The organism is Pseudoalteromonas sp. NZS100, assembly GCF_015864815.1.
In the GTDB taxonomy this organism is placed as follows: Bacteria; Pseudomonadota; Gammaproteobacteria; order Enterobacterales; family Alteromonadaceae; genus Pseudoalteromonas; species Pseudoalteromonas distincta.
In genome coordinates this window covers 145,082-161,729 of sequence record NZ_JADYWM010000006.1, presented here as the reverse complement: position 1 = coordinate 161,729, position 16,648 = coordinate 145,082, and the positions used below count along the sequence as shown (strand labels likewise).

Here is a 16,648-nt window from a genome sequence, read left to right as displayed (position 1 = left end):
CTAATTAAGATGGCGCTAGTTTAGCATTTTACATAAAGATGTCAGCTAATTATCACTGTTTAGGTCGCCTTGGTTTTGATCAAGTTCTTGACGTTTTTTAAGTTGGCGGGTTTGAGCATGTAAACTCGCTCTAACAATAAGTTCTTGGTCTGTGGTTCTAATTGCGGTAAAGAGCATAGTGTATTGGTAGTGTTCGCTATCTTGTTTTTCTACTGCCACAACTTCGGTGTAACAATAAACCGCAGAGGCCTCGTGGTGCAAAAACAGTTTGGTTCTAAATGCTTGGCCAATTGAGTGTACTTCGGGTGATGTAAAACGAATACCGCCACCGCCGTAGCTATCACATTGTATTGCGTTATCTTGGGCTTGTTCTGAGGCCAAAATATGGCTCATTATTAAATCTATTTTACGTGACTGCGCTTGTAAAAAAGTAGCTAGCTCTTGTGCTATATCGCCTAAGTTACGCAGTGGGCGTAACGAGCTTTGCTCAAGCTCACTTACTTCATTTGCTAATCTAAATAGTGGGGGAATGTCGTCTTCAAGCTCAAGCTGCGATTTAGGAACTTGTCCGTTTGATACGGGGAATAAATTTACTCTTATACTTTCATTAATTTGAAAGTACTGCTCAAACTCACCTAATCTTTCACTATTCATTATGTTCTCCACCACGTATTTATTTAATAGTAGCGTTGTGAGTACTAAATTGCTAGCAGATAAAATAACGCATAGCGGGCTAAATGCTTTGTTTACATTCAATTTTTAACATACTAATTATGAAAATAAATACACTAAGACATATTTAGGGTTAGTTACAAAAAAGCGGCCAATGTCATCCTAACATTGGCCGCTTGGGTATTGATTCATCAGCGTGTACTTATTTAAGTAGAGCGGCTAATTCATGTAAATCTTTCACAACGTGATCTGGTTTTTTAGCTAATGGGTAAAGTGCTTTACCTGGGCGTGCTATAAAAGTGGTTTGTAAGCCAGCTTCTTTTGCACCAGCAACATCCCAGCCATGGGCTGCAACCATCATTGCTTCATTTGGTGCTACGTTTAGCTTTTTAAGTACCCACTCATACGCACGTAAGTCTGGTTTGTAAATTTTAATATCTTCAATGCTGTAACGCGCATCAAAGTAAGACATTAAACCAGCGCTTTCAAACTGTGCCTTTACACCTTTGTTTGAAGAATTTGTAAGGCTTACTAACTTATAGCCCTGTGCTTTGAGTTTTGCCAGTCCTTCTTTAACATCGCTGTGTGGAGGAAGTGTTAAAAGAGGCGTAACAATAGCTGTTTTAGCTTGTTCACTTGTAATATCAATGTTGTTGTTTTGGGCAACCATAAGAAGTGACGCCACACCGATTTGCCCAAAGTCGTGATAACTACCGCTTACAGTATCTACTAATGAATGGTGCAGCATAGTTGAAAACCACAGTGGTAATAAATCTTCACGTCCGCCTAGCGCTTTACCAATAGAAGTACGCATTGACGTTAAATCAAGTAGGGTTTCGTTTACATCAAAAATAAGCACTTTAGGTTTTGCTTGTTCTTTTGGTTCATCAGCGACTGCATAACCAGATACAAGGCTTGTGCCCACAAGTAGTGAAAGAGTAAGTGTTTTTAACGATTTTAAAATAGACATTAATTATTCTCCGATTCAAGTGCTGTCATGACATCAATAGGTTCTGCGCGTAGGGTGTAATCTTCGCTTAAAAATGCGTATGTAATAACACCTTCTTGGTTTATCACATAGGTGGCCGGTAGCGGTAATTTAAAGCTTTTATCGCCGTAGTAGTGTTCAAAATCAATACCAAATTGTGTATATAACGCTTGAATACGCTCATCAAGTGTAAACAATAAACCAAATTGCTCAGCTACTTTATTGCTCACATCGCAAAGCACGTCAAATTCAAGGTCGTTTTTTTGTGCAGTTGAGAGAGTTTCATCAGGTAGTTGTGGTGATATTGCGATTAACTGAGCACTTTGAGTTTTAAATTGTGGTAAGTAGTCGTTAAGTGCTTTTAGTTCTAAATTACAATATGGGCACCAGCCACCACGGTAAAAGCTAATGATTACCGGGCCTTTTTTTAATAAATCTGCAAGCTCAATGTTTTCGCCGTTATGGTTGGCTAAGCTAAAGTTTTCTACTTTTTGACCAATTTGTAATGCATTGTTTTTAATATGCTGTGCAATTAGCTCTTCGTTTGTAGTGTTCATTAATGCTAAAACATCAGCCGGCAATTTGGCATCTTTTTGTACGTTATAGGCATCTATTTGCGCTTTTAAACTCATGATTGAACCTCAATAATTAGACTATATGCAATTATAGTGTTTTATATATTTAAATAAACATTGCAATACTGAAAGCTTCATTCGAAAATATTAAACATTGAAAAGTGCACAATGGCATCTTTATGTATAATTTAAGCGACCTAGAAACATTTATAGCTGTAGTTGAAAATAAGGGCGTGCTTGCTGCTGCCCGCGAGCAGCGTTTATCGCCTGCAACGGTGAGCCATCGCTTAAGTAAACTAGAGCGTGAGCTTGCTACAGTACTTGTTTTTAGAGATAGCAGGCGAGTACGCTTATCTCCCGCAGGTGAAATATTTTATACGCGTGTGGGGGCTATAATAGAAGCTCTTCACGATGCTGAGCATAGTATTGGCGCGCGCAGCTCATCGGTGAGTGGTTTACTACGCGTGACCATGCCGCCTTGGGTTTTTTCAAAATACGTAATGCCTAAACTCAATGAGTTTGAGCAAGCTTACCCTGAACTAAAGCTTGATTTTTTAATAACGGATCATTTTGTAAATGTGGTTGATGACGCGCAAGATGTTGCAATTAGGGTGGGAAAATTAAATGACTCAGGATTACTTTCTCGTAAAATCGTAAACAATAGTCGCATACTGTGTGCAGCCCCTAGCTATATAGAAAAGTACGGCATGCCTGAAAATTTAACGCAATTGAGTGAACATTATTGGGTTTGCCTGCCGTGGCAACGCCAGTTAAAGCTTTTTGACGAACACAAAAAAATACATACCTTTAATGCTAAAACTCGTTTTACTATTTCAAACTCCGATAATATGACACAAGCTGCTATTGCAGGTCATGGTATTGCTATTAAGTCAAAAATAGCGATTAATGAAGATCTTAAAAACGGTATTTTGGTTGAAGTTATGCCAGGGGTAATGGCACAAGATGATGCACCGGTTTGGTTTTTACGTCCGCAAAATAGTTTAACAACCCGCAAAACCGATGTATTTTATGATTTTATGAAATCATTATTTTTGAGCTGCGAATAAGCGTTTAAATGAGCGTTTTACTCCAGTTAAAAAAAAATAACCAGTAAGCTCTGCAAGCAAGGCAACAATTATGGCTGCAACAATGGCGGCTATAATAGAGTCTTTTTTCAAAATGATTTGACCTTCAAAGCGTTGCCATACTTGTTGCTTTATATCGCTCATGCCACTGATCATAGTAAATATATACGGAGATTTCTCAAACCTATTTACGGCTATCTGTAAATCTTGCTGTCGCTCGTAAAGAGTACTGATATTACTTGCCCCTTTGTTCACAATTTCATCACCAATATTTTGATAGTGTTTTATTAGCTTATTTAAATCATTATTGAAATACTTAGCTGCATCGCTTTTAAAAGGCGCAACGGCATTATTAGCTTCAATTAATTGGGCTGATAGTGCTTGGCCAAAATCGCTTACAAATGCAGGTATTTGCACTCCAAGTAGTAAACCGAATGCAAAGAAACTAAGTCGTATATAATCTAAAAATTTACTCATTTATCTTCCTATGCATTTAAATAACCCAGAATTAACATTTGGGCTTGTTTTTATGTCAAAAACTCGTAATCTAATGGAGCGTGTTGACCTTTGTGGATTGAAATTTGTTCAATCTAGGTACGATTTAATCGCGGCGCGAGGTTTGTAACCTAGCGGGCTAAGTCAAAACCGAGCAACAAAGAGTTAATCGTCCCTAGAAAGAACCCAACGGGCAGCGCATGTTTGGCATTTATGCTGCGTTATCACCTATTTATGGGGAATAACCACACTACATAGGCTCTGCCTTGCCTAAATCCCAAACGTACTGCTGCAAATTCAACCACGAAAGGCCAACACGCCCTAATAATAAAAATAACAACAGGTGGATGTTAAGGATGACGAAAAAAGTAAAGTTCACGTCAACATTTGTTGATATTTCTAAACAGCTCAAACGTTTTGTATCGCGCATTGTTCAACCCGACGATGTAGAAGATATTGTGCAAGAAACTTTTGTAAAAAGCTATGAAGCTGATTTAAAACAAGACATCCAGTTTACCCGCAGTTATATGCTAAAAACAGCAAAACATCTAGCACTCAACCATATAGCTAAGTGGGACAACAAATTTAATGATTCGTTAGAAAATGATAACGAATTACCCGTATTACTCAAATCAATGAAGCTCGAAGACGAATACACATCTAAAGAGCGTTTTTTACTTTTTTGTAGAGCTACTGAGCAACTAAGCTCATCGATTCGTAAATGCTTTATATTAAAAAAAGTTTACGGTATGAGCCAAAAAGAGATAGCAGACCAAATGCAGTTAAGCCAAAGCACTGTTGAAAAACACATTGCCAAAGGATTGTTACAAACCATGTTGTACATGCGTGAACATGAGCAAAGCCCTCAAACGAACCCTAAAGCTCAGGCACATCCTATATCAGTTAAGAGGGTCGCAGAATGAGTAATGTTCATCAATTTAATTCAAAAGATTTAATCTTAGAAAAGTCATGTGATTGGATAAGCGCGATTGATCGTGGTTTAACTGATGATGAAAAAGAGCAATTTAAATTATGGATGATGCAAAGCACCGCACATCAAGACTCTATATACGAGCTTGCTCAGCTTTGGGATGAGCTTTCAGTATTAAACGAATTAAGTCATTTATTTCCTCAGCGTAACAATACTAAAGCATCAAAAAATAAGTGGATGTTTTCTTACTCAATTGCAGCGAGTTTGTTTGCAGCGTTAATGGTATGCAGCTACTTATTAATTAACTTAGAAAATGGCTACAACCAAGAGCTTGCAAAAGTTAATTACACTAAAATTTACAAAACAAAAGTAGGCGAGCAAGCAACGTATGTATTGCCAGATGGCACCATAGTGCAGCTTAATACTAATAGCTTACTAGAAGTTGCTTATAGCAAGGGCCGCAGGCAGTTATTACTCAGTCGTGGGGAAGGGCGCTTTAATGTAGCAAAAGATGCCACGCGTCCATTTAGTGTTATGGCTGGTGATAAAAGTTTTACCGCGTTAGGCACGGTATTTAATGTACAACGCAATACTTCATCAGATTTAGAACTGGTGGTTACTGAAGGCAAAGTGATGATCACTGATCCAAGTGTAGCGGTTGATGCAAATGACTTTAAAGATTATCAACTTGCAGATAATAGCACGCAAAAAATTCGTCAAATTAATGCCAATATTGTTACCTCAGGCGAAAAAGCAGTTATTGAGCAAAGTGTTACAAAGCCAATTACGCAGCTTTCAATGAACGACGTACAACGCGATTTGGCATGGCAAAACGGGATGCTTATTTTTAATGGAGAAGAGCTAAGCGATGCTTTAAATGAAGTAAGCCGCTATACAGCCACACGTTTTGAGCTTTCATCAGCTGAGCTTGCCAGTATTAAAGTGGCTGGAGTATTTAAAGCCGGTGACGTTGAAGGTTTACTTGAGAGTTTACAAACTAATTTTTCGATTGATCATGAGCGTTTAGGTGAGCATGTAGTAACGCTAAAACACCATACAGAATCATAAGTAGACGTTATGCAAATCAAACTAATGTTAGATAAAGTTGCATCAATAAAGATTGAACGTAAAAAAAACATTAAAAAAAAGAAACAAAGCCATAGAGGATTTTTGTTTGTCAGCTGTTTATATAAGTTGCGCAGTAACCAAACGCATTTATTGAGTGGATTTAGTGTGCTTGCACCGGCTATTTTTAGTTTAAGTGTACAAGCAGCAACACAAACCACTGGGCAAATGGTGCAATTTGATATAAAAGCGCAGCGAGCAGACAAAGCCTTAATTGAATATGCTAAACAAACAGAGCAAACCGTGGTGTTTTCTTATGAGTTGGCAAAGCAGTATGACGCAAATTCAGTTTATGGATTTTACACTCAGCTAGATGCTCTAGAGGCATTATTAGGTGGGACTGAACTCGATGCGGTTGTTGATCAAAATGGTTTACTGAGTATAAAACTCAAACAAATCAACAGGAATGATAACAACATGATGAAGCTTTCAGCGGTCAGTGCAGCAGTATTACCAGCTTTACTTGCAGTAAATTCGCAAGGTGTAAACGCAGCAGAAGAAGTCGCTCAAGAAAAAATTGAAAAAATTGCTATTGTCGGTAGCCGTGTAGCAGGACGTTCAGTTGAAGATTTACCCGTTCCAGTAGATATCCTAAGTGCAGAAGCGCTTGAAAATACGGGCCAAACAGAAGTTGGTCGTATGCTACAGTCTATCGCCCCTTCATTTAACTTTTCAAGCTCTGCAATTAGTGATGGTACAGATGCTTTAAGACCTGCGACACTTCGCGGTTTGGGCCCCGATCAAACATTGGTGTTAATTAACGGCAAACGTCGTCATCAAGCAAGTATTATTCATATTAATGGCTCTGTTGGGCGTGGTACCGCAGGTACTGACATGAATGCAATTCCAGCCTCTGCAATTAAACGCATTGAAGTATTACGTGATGGCGCTGCTGCTCAGTATGGTTCTGATGCAATTGCAGGTGTTATTAATATTGTGCTCAAAGATGGTAGCGAAGGTGGTAAAGCGGCTATTAACTACGGTCAATATTCTGAAGGCGATGGCGAAACCATTAACCTTGATTTTAATAAAGGCTTTGCGCTAGGTGATGACGGTTATTTAAATACAACTATTAATTACCGTGACCGTGCACCGACTAACCGTGCCGGTTTACATGGCTCTTGTCAGTTTTATGGTTGTACAGAACTAAGTGACGGCACTTTACTTGCTGGCGATCCGCGTGAGCTGACAGCCGATCGTGATACCTTTAGAATTGGTGATGCTGACTCTCAGCAGTTTGGTTTAACAATTAATACCGGTTACGAGTTAGGTGATGGCGAGCTTTACGGCTTTATTACTTACTCAACACGTGAAAATGAGTCGGCTGCATTTTTCCGTCATAATGCAAATGCAGGTGGTAACCCAGTACTACAAGATAACGATGCGACGATTCCGCTAGGTTTCTTACCAAAAATCAACACAACTATCGACGATATCTCGTACAATTTTGGTTATAAAACTGAATTTGATAACGATGCAAGCCTTGATTTATCTTACACCTATGGTGAGAACAGCATTGATTACACTACAAGTGACACTATCAATGCCTCATACGCTAACTTTTTACGTTATGACCAAGGTTTAAGTGCAGCTGATATTCGTACAACTATTCCACGTGAAGCTTACGCTTACGGCATGGAATTATCACTGCAAACAATCAATATTGATTTTACGCAAAACTTTGATGATTATTCGTTAGCGATGGGTGCTGAAATACGTACTGATGAATACCGTATTTTAGAAGGTAATGAATATGCGTACCGCGATTACGACACATTAAATGGTGTAAGTATTTACAGCGGTTTAAGTGGCGGTGTTGGCTCTGAAGATGCATCGGGTGGTTCACAAGGTTTTGGTGGTTCATCACCTGCGTCTTCAGTGGATGAGTCACGTGATGTAATTTCATTTTACGTAGATGCAGAATCTTATGTAATTGAAGATGTGATTTTATCTGGTGCACTTCGCTACGATAACTACAAAGGTTTTGGCGATACAGTAAACTTTAAACTTGCTGGTAACTGGTCTATAACCGACGATATTTCATTACGTGGTGCATTAAGCTCAGGATTTAGAGCGCCTTCAATGCAGCAGCTTTACTTTAATAACGTAAGCACACAATTTGTTGTTGATACTAATGGTAATTTAGTTGCAGAAGAAGTTGGTACATTTAGAAATGATTCAACACTTGCGCAAAGTTTAGGTATTCCTAAACTTAAAGAAGAAAAATCACAAAACCGTAGTTTAGGTATTGTGTATAACGTTACCGATAATATTAATGTAACCGTTGATTACTACTCGATTGATATTGACGACCGTATTGTAATTAGTGATCGTTTAGGTAAAGGGTTATCTACAAGCCTTGATGCAGCACTAAACAGTGCTGGTGCTGGCGTAGGGCAGTTTTTCTTAAATGGTGCTGATACAGAAACTCGTGGTGTTGATTTTGTAGCAACGTGGAACACTGAAGGTTTAGGTGGCACGCTTGATTTTACACTTGCAGCTAACTTTACCAAAACAGATGTTGTATCGTTGTTCTCTCCTGCTGGCTCAAGCCTTGAGACAGTAAAAGTAGAAGATATATTCTCAGCTGAAGACATCTCTATTATAGAAGAGTGGCAACCAGAGGACCGTATTAACTTAAGTGCGCTTTATCAACGTGATGATTGGACTGTTAACCTGTCACTTAATCGTTTTGGTGAATACACAGTAGAAGATGGTGGTCGTCAAACGTATGGTGCAGAAATTTTAACTGACGTTAAAGTTAACTACTTCGTTACTGAAGACTTATCAGTAAATATTGGTGCAAATAACTTGTTCGATGTTTACCCAGACAAAAATGAAATAGGTAACTCTCGCTCAGGTACTATTGTGGATGCTAGTGGCAACACAGTAATAAGTAGCTCAGGTGTGTTTGACTACTCACGTCGTTCGGCTCCGTTTGGTTTTAACGGTGCTTACTACTATGTAGGTGCAGAATACCGTTTTTAATTACTAACCTAAACTCTGGTTAAGATATTTAAACTTTGATTTCTCTAGCCAGAGGTTTTCAGTGAAAACAAGGCGAATTTATGCGTCAATAGCTGGCCTATTGCAATTAAATTCAACGCAGTTAACGCTGAAAATAGCTGCTAGAGATAGATTTATTAGCCAGAATTTAGGTTAAGCAACTCTCCCTTTTGTTATTTAACTCAAAGGGCCGTAAGGCCCTTTTTTTGGTTTTAGCTTGGGCTGATTTTATTTAGAAATCAAACTTATTGGATAATCATCGTATTGCTTAATATTATTCATTACATTCATTAAAGTATTATGTGTACTGTTTTCGTCTGCGGTTATAAGTACCGAACTTATTTCATATTTAGCCGCGAACATAGCTAAATTAGTCGCAACTTGCTCTAAATCAATTAACCTCCCAGAAAAATATACTCCGTTACTTTCATCAATTTTAAATAAAGCATTTTTAACAGGCTTATCTATTTGAGGGCTGTCGAGTGGTCGGTTTAATTCAATAGCCACAGGTTTTACAAAAGATGTAGTTACAATAAAGAAAATTAGTAATATGAACACTATGTCTAACATCGGGGTCATATCTACATCAGCATTATTTTGTAGTTTGGTTAGTTTTTTCATATTGGACCTTATTTTTAATTAAATGCTGCGGCGCCACAGCAAGGTTTTAGGTACCTATTAACAAAATTAGCACAGCAAAAATAAAGCGTGGTTAAATAAATATTCTAATAACATTAAATATTTGTACTAATTATGTATTAAAATGTGGTGAAATAAGGCGGTGTTTATACCGTTCTGCTTATATATGGGTCTATTTAGCATCGTTATAATGTAATGCAATTTGTTAAATTGCTTAAAAAACTATGTAGATTGGTATTAGAGGCAATAAAAAACCCAGCTCGAGGCTGGGTTCTAGTTATGCGCTATGTCAGCTTAATGCTTCTGCATACGGCTCATTTCTGCATGGCAGCTTTGCATTGTTAATAATGTTTTAGCCAGTGCAGCTTCGCAGTCAGCTGGTTGCGGTTTATCCATTGCTGCTTTAATTTCTTCAAGGGTTTTATCTTCTACCTCTTCAAGCTCTTTTACATACGTGCTGTCGTTGTGTGAGGTGAAAGTAGTCAATAGGGCTGTGTACGCACGTCGTGCTTCAACTGCGAAAGATGAGCCATCTTCGCGTTCGCCTTTTTCATTAATTGCATATGGCTGCAAGCGCTCAACACTCACTTTTCGGGCATCTATCATACGCTGAAAAAGTGCACCAATAGCAGGGTCTTCAACTTTTTCCTGTGCTTTTTGATAAAAATCGATGCCGCTGTTCATAACTTGAATGATGTCAGTAATATGATTTACTTCTGATCCTTGATGGGTGTTCATAATGACCTCTTTAATTAAATGAATGTATAGTTCAATTTAATAAAAGCAATGTATGTTCCACGTTTCAATAGTTATGTAGTTATTTGATTTTATTGGTTTAATTTTATTTTAGTAAGATGCTAAGTTAACAGGCAGAAAATTAACCTAGCAATTTTTACATTATATTGTGTAATAAAGTTATTTTAGCTCTTCAGCTACTTCAGCTACTTTTTGACGTAACCAAATGTGACTCGCATCGCGATGTAACAGTGGGCTCCAAATCATATCAAGCTCAAAAGGAGGGATTGGAAATGGTGGCTCTAAGATTTTAAGCCCCGGATCATCTAAATATATATTTGCGGCTTTTGAAGGAAGGGTCGCAATTAAATTTTTCTCTTTAGCTAAATGAATTGCCACATGGTAGTTACGCGTAAAAGTGGCAATATTACGATGCTTACCAAAGTGAGCAAGTGCTTCGTCAACCCAGCCAAGTTTTTGCACATCTTTAGGGTCCATGCCTACACCTACACCAAAACCTGTTTTGCTTACCCATATATGGCGCGCTTTTAAATAGCTGTCGAGGCTAAAGTTTTCAATTATAGGATTATCGGCTTTTACTAAGCAGCAAAAACTATCTTTCCAAATACGTTTATGATGAAAAGACTGCGGTAAGTTTTCAAAACGGTTGATTGCCATATCTACTTTACCGTTTTCAACATCATGAAAGGTGACATCACTTGGTGTGAGTATATCTAAAGTAGTATCGGGGGCTTCTTCGTGCAATTTACTTAAAAGCTTTGGTGCTAATGTACTTGCAGCGTAATCACTGGCCATTATTCTAAACACACGCTTACTTTGGCTTGCCTCAAATTCTCGATTAGGTGCTAGAGTTTCTTCAAGGGTCATTAATATGCCACGAATAACGGGTTGTAACTCCAAAGCACGCTCGGTAGGCACCATACCATCGCTGGTACGAACTAAAATAGGGTCGTTAAATAAGTTACGAAGACGTTTAAGGCCATTACTCATTGCAGGTTGCGTTATACTCAATTGATTAGCAGCGCGTGTTACGTTGCATTCTCGCAGCAATGTATCGAGGTAAACGAGTAAATTTAAATCTATTTTACTTATATTCATTGTGTGTGTCCTTTAGCGCTTACCAGTGGTGAATAAAGCGCTGTGCTGTCGGGTATGGGTAAATATGACTTACCTGACCATTTTTTATATTTTGTTGTGCCTGCTTCCAAAAGCTAACATCTATAAGCTCAGGATGAGTGCTGAGTAAAAACTTTTTATACATAGGGTTTGGCATTACAAATGTACAAAGTTGCTCAGGAAATACGTCCTGTGGTGCAACAGAGTAACTTTGTTCATCCATTAAATAGTCGTCATAGCTCTTTGCTTTTGGTAATGCTCTAAAGTTCATATCGGTTAGATATTGAACTTCATCGTAATCGTAAAAAATAATACGTTTGTGCTTACTTACACCAAAGTTTTTTAAGAGCATATCACCAGGGAATATATTAACAGCAATCATTTCTTTTAGAGCTTGCCCATATTCTTCAATCGCGTCGGCGACACTTTCTTCATCAGCATTTTCTAAAAACAAGTTAAGAGGTGTCATGCGCCGTTCAATATACAAATGCTTGATGATCAACCAATCGCCCTCAATTACCATTGATGAGCCAATTGTTTTATGTAATTGCGCAAGTAAATTACTATCAAAACGCGCTAAAGGAAATACGACGTTAGAATACTCTATGGTATCGGCCATTCTGCCAACGCGATCATGGTTTTTTACTAGTTGATAACGCTTTAATACGGTATCACGGCCAAAGGGTTTACTCTCACCAAATTTGTCTTTTATTACTTTAAAAACATAGCCAAATGAGGGGAGGGTAAATACCATCATCACCATACCGGGAGTCCCCGGTGCAATTGTAAACTCATCACTAGAGTGAGATAAATGATTTAAAAACTCTCGGTAAAACTCAGTTTTACCCTGCTTGTGAAAACCCACTGCGTTATAGAGCTCAGCAAGTGTTTTGTTTGGCATAAGTTGATTTAAAAATCGAACAAGTGCTGAAGGTGCGTGAGTCTCTACCATAAAGTAGGCGCGGGCAAAGCCAAAAATAACACGCATTTGAGATGACTTAGTTAAAAGTGCATCTAAATATAATCCGTTATCTTCATCGTGTAATACAGCGATTATGAAGGGCTGAACCCCACTTTTTGAAACAACACGACCAACAATATAGGCTGCTTTATTTCGATAAAAAGGCGTGTGTAAAATATCAAAGCGCATTTGCCAAGGTTGGTGATGTGTATCGGGGGCTTGTTTATAAAAAGCTTTAACAAGGAGGCGAATATCACGCTCTAAATTTACAAATGGGGCTTTAAAATCAAAATGACTAATAATGCGTTTTATTGTTGGTTTTAGGCCATCAACTACAGGAAAGTATGTTCTATATTCTGCTTCTACAGGCACTGAAGGAGCATCTTTTAAGGTTGCCTCTACAAATATAAAGTCATTATGAAAATAGCGCCTATGGTACAGCCGGCAAAATACAGAGTTATAAAAAGTTTCGGCGAGCTCTGCTTGGGGATGAAAACATAAAAAATGCTGATATATCTTTTTAACTTCAAGCCATAGGCTTTCATCGAGTTGTTCGGTTGGGGTTTCTTTTTTTAGCGCTTGCGTGGTTTCGTTAACACGATCATCATAATAGCTGATACGCAAACGGCTGATATCATTAATTGCTTGCCAATCTTTTTTTGCAAAGGCAAGAGGGGCTTTGGCTGTTGTTTTTTGAAATAACTGATAGTGCCTTTTAAAACCCGTTAAAATTAATTCAGCAATATGGCGAGGTTGCATTTACACTCCTTAAAAGTCCCTAGAGTTTATACTCTATTGTGTTAAGGGTATGTTATTTTAAGTTTAAAACCAAGATAAATGTTACTTACTAACTAAGAGTAACTTATTGGAATTGAGCTATCTTTTTTTCGAGAATTTTAATTTGTTTAGTCACAGCCGATACGTTTTTCTTATATGTTTTATTGATTATTTTTAGTTTCTTAGTAATGTCTTTAGTAATACGCTTTTTATCATCAATGGCTAAGATATGATTTAACCGCTCTTGTTGTTTGTATTCAGCACGCTCTTTATTACGATCAAGTATTGTTAGTTTATGGTTATTACTGCGAAGCTCTGCCTGTAAGGCAGACAGAAGCCTTTCACGCTCAAGTTCGTTTAGTTGTTTAGTGTAGTCAACCTTAGGACCAGAATACTGATTACCCGTTGTTTTAACTTTATAAGTCGTTGCTTCGTCGTCACAGGGGAGTTGAGAAAAGACAGTGCCTTTTTCTGTTACACATTTGTAGTAAGTGGTATCGCTAAAGCTAAAAAAACTGATAAGTAAAAAGCTAGAATGGAGAATATAACGAGAAGTTTTAAACATACATGTCATCCTTGGTTTTTATATCTAACAACAATATAAAACTATAACCTAGCTTGGTGGTATATCAAGCTAGGTTAGGATAACTGTTATTGGGTAAAGGTTTTGAGCTTTTTAATACTCTGTACTAAAAATGGTATATCTAAACCTTGTTCAATAGAAAAACCTTCAGCGGCGGAAATGTTTTTAAAGTTACCATCTGAATCTATTAAGGTAATCCTATCTTTTTTATAGGCTATAACAACACCCTGAGAATAGTTCACGCCCATATCGTCTTTTTTCTTGTATAGATTAACGCCTAGCATTGTTTGCTTGGCAATAGCTTTACAATTTAAATATTGCCCAACGCTTGTTGCAATTAAATCGCTAGGTTGAATTAACCCATCTACTTTAGAAATACGTTTGTCAGAGCTGTATAAAGTTGAGGTTGCTACTACTTCTTGCTTGTTATTGGCAAGACTAAAAGCAAAAACCTGTGTTTCATCATCTCGAACAGTAGGGGTATCACTCGCTTTAATTACTCGAATAGCACTAGAGCTATGTGCTTGATCATTAATAAAGCTTAGTTCTTCAATGCCAGTTACTTCAATGCTACGGCGCTGACTTTGCCAAACTGGGAGTGTCTGCTCGGTTAAAATTGCTGCTTTATAAAAAGCGGGTAAACCATACACTAAGCTAAATAACGTATCGTCATGATTTGTTGGCTGTAAAAACTGCTCTGTTTTGTGCATGTTTTTATTCTCGACAACAAACTTTTCGAGTTGTTGTTGAGTTTCAAATACAAATATATCTACATTGGCTTGTGTGTAGTCCTCGCATTTTTCAAGCGGGCTTGGCATTTGATAACTAATATTTTGGTTATTAATTTTTACGTTGTGTGCTTGCTCGTAGCTTTCTATATCTAGCAGATCATTTTTAGCTAACAAGCTTTTAGCGGTAGTAGGGTATGAAAGTGGCAAAACATTATCTTGTTTTGTTACGTCAAAGTTTAAATTGGCGTCAGCCCAAATATGAATACTGTGGCTAAGCGAAAAACACACTATTAAGAAAGAAATTGCGTAACGTGCAAATTTATATTGCTTTAAACGCTCAAGGTGGTGCCATGTGTAATTACTAACAAGTAGCTGAAAGCCTAAAATAACAACAACAATACCACTGGCTAAAATGGTTGTTAAAGCAGGAGAGCTTGTTAAACGATGCCACAACAATGAAATGATTTCAGGTAAGGCAGATATACTTAGGTGATAACCTAAATTAACATACACATAAGCATCAAGAGTAAGCAATGATGCGCCTACAGTGGCTATAACAGCGGCCATGCCACGAATGTGTCGTGGGTAGGGGAATATTAAACTAAGCGGAAATACCGTCAGCACAAACGCTAAAAAGGCTATAAAACTAGTGTGGCTTAGCCAAGTAACTAGCATATAGGTAATGCCTAAAAAGCTTGTAGGTGGCGAGTCTGCAAATAAATAGCTTAAGCTAATAAGCAGGGCTAAGCCGATATTGGCAAAGGTAAACCAATGCCCCCAACTTAGCAGCTGACTCGCTTTTGATGAAAATTGATTGTGCTGCGATAAATTCATAAATTTTACTTAACCGACTGCGCGAGCGCTTTTGCAAAGTTCTCGGTTACAGCTTGTCTTTTCCCTGTTGGTACATGCTCTTTTAAGATATGCGTGATAGAATTTCCTAAACACATAAGACTTAAATCAACCGGCGCATTGTGTTTAGTTAGCACATCAATAAGCTGATCGACGATTTGTTCTACTTCTTCATTAGAGTATTTTGATAAGATTGGCATTAGTTGGTTCAATAAAATAGTTATATTCTCGTATTTTAACACTAGAGGCGTGAAAAACAAAGATGACAACAGACGTTAAAAAATTAGTCGTTCACTATGTAGACAAAAAAGACGACGATACGCAAATTCACCTTCGAAATGATGAGATGGTAATTAACGATAAAGTAGCCGTTTTTATCGAACAATTACATCATGCATACAATGGTAAACCTGGTAAAGGTTATTGTGCTTTCAGTGGTGACAAAAACAGTGTTGTAGCATCTGCAATGCAAAGTTACCGTAACGATGAGTTAGGCTTTTGGCATATGACCGAGCAAGCCTCAACGGTTTTAAAAGAAGAGCTTGATAAATATGCATTTAGTGAAACAGGCTATTTAGTATTTTGTCATTACCAGTACGTTGCAACTGATTACATGCTAATTGCGATGATTAACATCAAAGAGCATTATTCTATGACCTCAGAGCTTGATTTAGCCGCTTCTCGTCATTTAGACATATCACGCATGCAACTTGCTGCTCGTATCGATTTAACAGCGTGGGATACACAAGCTGACGACAACCGTTATATTTCATTTATCAAAGGGCGAGCTGGACGTAAAGTTGCTGACTTTTTCTTAGACTTTTTAGGTTGTGAAGAGGGTATTGATTCAAAACAGCAAAGCCAAGTAATGCTTAGCGCAGTAGAGGATTATTTATCTGAGCAACAATTTGATAAATCAGAAAAAGACGATTTACGTAAACAAGTTTTTGACTACTGTAATGACTGTGTGACAACTGGTGAAGATGCAAGCGTAAGCGAGCTATCTGCAACGCTTACAAAAGGCGATGACAGCCCGTTTGATAGTTTTTGTAAAGAGCAAAGTTACGATCTAGAAGAAACTTTCCCTGTTGATAAAAAAACCGTAACCAGCATGGTTAAGTTCTCAGGTCTTGGAGGTGGTGTGAGTGTAAGCTTTGAACGTAAGCACTTAGGTGAGCGCGTAACTTACAACGAGGCAACTGACACGCTTGTAATTAAAGGTATTCCGCCAAACTTAAAAGATCAGTTACAACGTTTTATGGAAAGTGAAAGCGAGTAAATTTCACAAGTTAAAAAGCTGATTTAAGAGCGCGGTATTTATATCGCGCTTTTTTGTATCGGTATATAAATTCGTTG

At 37.8% G+C, this 16,648-nt stretch carries 16 protein-coding genes; 5 read left to right on the top strand and 11 right to left on the bottom strand.

Annotated features, from left to right (window positions below; translation table 11 throughout):
* Positions 1-45: 45 nt before the first annotated feature.
* The 3 genes from I6E69_RS08480 to I6E69_RS08470 all read right to left on the bottom strand — a co-directional run bounded on the left by I6E69_RS08480 (position 46) and on the right by I6E69_RS08470 (position 2,292).
* A complete protein-coding gene (locus tag I6E69_RS08480; protein WP_002961502.1) occupies positions 46-654 on the bottom strand; it encodes a PilZ domain-containing protein in 609 nt (202 codons plus the stop codon).
* 220 nt (positions 655-874) lie between these two features.
* Positions 875-1,642, bottom strand: a complete 768-nt coding sequence (locus I6E69_RS08475; protein WP_002961500.1) for a haloacid dehalogenase type II — start codon at positions 1,640-1,642, stop codon at positions 875-877.
* Positions 1,642-2,292 carry a peroxiredoxin-like family protein gene (locus I6E69_RS08470; protein WP_197121041.1) on the bottom strand — a complete coding sequence of 217 codons (651 nt, stop codon included), beginning with the start codon at positions 2,290-2,292 and terminating at the stop codon, positions 1,642-1,644. Before I6E69_RS08470 ends, I6E69_RS08475 begins: the two co-directional genes overlap by 1 nt.
* A gap of 122 nt (positions 2,293-2,414) precedes the next feature.
* Between I6E69_RS08470 and I6E69_RS08465 the strand changes: the two genes are divergently transcribed.
* Positions 2,415-3,302: a LysR family transcriptional regulator gene (locus I6E69_RS08465; RefSeq protein ID WP_002961497.1), complete on the top strand. Its 888-nt coding sequence runs from the start codon at positions 2,415-2,417 to the stop codon at positions 3,300-3,302.
* On the opposite strand, the gene I6E69_RS08460 is transcribed toward I6E69_RS08465, so the two are convergent.
* Positions 3,282-3,797 (bottom strand): DUF2937 family protein, encoded by a 516-nt coding sequence (locus tag I6E69_RS08460; protein ID WP_197121040.1) that lies wholly within the window; start codon positions 3,795-3,797, stop codon positions 3,282-3,284. The two genes, I6E69_RS08465 and I6E69_RS08460, sit on opposite strands and share 21 nt — an antisense overlap.
* A gap of 374 nt (positions 3,798-4,171) precedes the next feature.
* On the opposite strand from I6E69_RS08460, the gene I6E69_RS08455 reads away from it, so the two are divergent.
* From I6E69_RS08455 to I6E69_RS08445, 3 genes are read left to right on the top strand one after another with little or no spacing between them, the layout of a single operon-like run.
* Complete coding sequence (locus tag I6E69_RS08455; protein ID WP_002961494.1) at positions 4,172-4,738, top strand: RNA polymerase sigma factor; 567 nt, start codon at positions 4,172-4,174, stop codon at positions 4,736-4,738.
* Positions 4,735-5,814: a FecR family protein gene (locus tag I6E69_RS08450; protein ID WP_197121039.1), complete on the top strand. Its 1,080-nt coding sequence runs from the start codon at positions 4,735-4,737 to the stop codon at positions 5,812-5,814. Before I6E69_RS08455 ends, I6E69_RS08450 begins: the two co-directional genes overlap by 4 nt.
* 9 nt (positions 5,815-5,823) lie before the next feature.
* Entirely contained in the window at positions 5,824-8,859 is a 3,036-nt protein-coding gene (locus I6E69_RS08445; RefSeq protein WP_165743031.1) for a TonB-dependent siderophore receptor, read from the top strand.
* 246 nt (positions 8,860-9,105) lie between these two features.
* On the opposite strand, the gene I6E69_RS08440 is transcribed toward I6E69_RS08445, so the two are convergent.
* From I6E69_RS08440 to I6E69_RS08410, 7 genes are all read right to left on the bottom strand, one after another.
* Positions 9,106-9,498 carry a biopolymer transporter ExbD gene (locus tag I6E69_RS08440; protein ID WP_002961488.1) on the bottom strand — a complete coding sequence of 131 codons (393 nt, stop codon included), beginning with the start codon at positions 9,496-9,498 and terminating at the stop codon, positions 9,106-9,108.
* Positions 9,499-9,810: 312 nt separating this feature from the next.
* Positions 9,811-10,254: a PA2169 family four-helix-bundle protein gene (locus I6E69_RS08435; RefSeq protein ID WP_002961486.1), complete on the bottom strand. Its 444-nt coding sequence runs from the start codon at positions 10,252-10,254 to the stop codon at positions 9,811-9,813.
* A gap of 177 nt (positions 10,255-10,431) precedes the next feature.
* On the bottom strand, positions 10,432-11,370 hold the full coding sequence (locus I6E69_RS08430) for a LysR family transcriptional regulator (protein WP_002961484.1): 939 nt from the start codon (positions 11,368-11,370) through the stop codon (positions 10,432-10,434).
* 19 nt (positions 11,371-11,389) lie between these two features.
* A complete protein-coding gene (gene aceK, locus I6E69_RS08425) occupies positions 11,390-13,108 on the bottom strand; it encodes a bifunctional isocitrate dehydrogenase kinase/phosphatase (RefSeq protein ID WP_197121038.1) in 1,719 nt (572 codons plus the stop codon).
* Positions 13,109-13,211: 103 nt separating this feature from the next.
* A complete protein-coding gene (locus tag I6E69_RS08420; protein WP_197121037.1) occupies positions 13,212-13,691 on the bottom strand; it encodes a DUF4124 domain-containing protein in 480 nt (159 codons plus the stop codon).
* Between the two features lie 86 nt (positions 13,692-13,777).
* Positions 13,778-15,274, bottom strand: a complete 1,497-nt coding sequence (locus tag I6E69_RS08415; RefSeq protein ID WP_197121036.1) for a DUF3413 domain-containing protein — start codon at positions 15,272-15,274, stop codon at positions 13,778-13,780.
* Between the two features lie 5 nt (positions 15,275-15,279).
* A complete protein-coding gene (locus tag I6E69_RS08410) occupies positions 15,280-15,492 on the bottom strand; it encodes a DUF1414 domain-containing protein (RefSeq protein ID WP_002961475.1) in 213 nt (70 codons plus the stop codon).
* A gap of 62 nt (positions 15,493-15,554) precedes the next feature.
* Here I6E69_RS08410 and yejK point away from each other — a divergent pair, with 62 nt between their 5' ends.
* Positions 15,555-16,571: a nucleoid-associated protein YejK gene (yejK, locus tag I6E69_RS08405; RefSeq protein WP_002961473.1), complete on the top strand. Its 1,017-nt coding sequence runs from the start codon at positions 15,555-15,557 to the stop codon at positions 16,569-16,571.
* Positions 16,572-16,648: the final 77 nt, after the last annotated feature.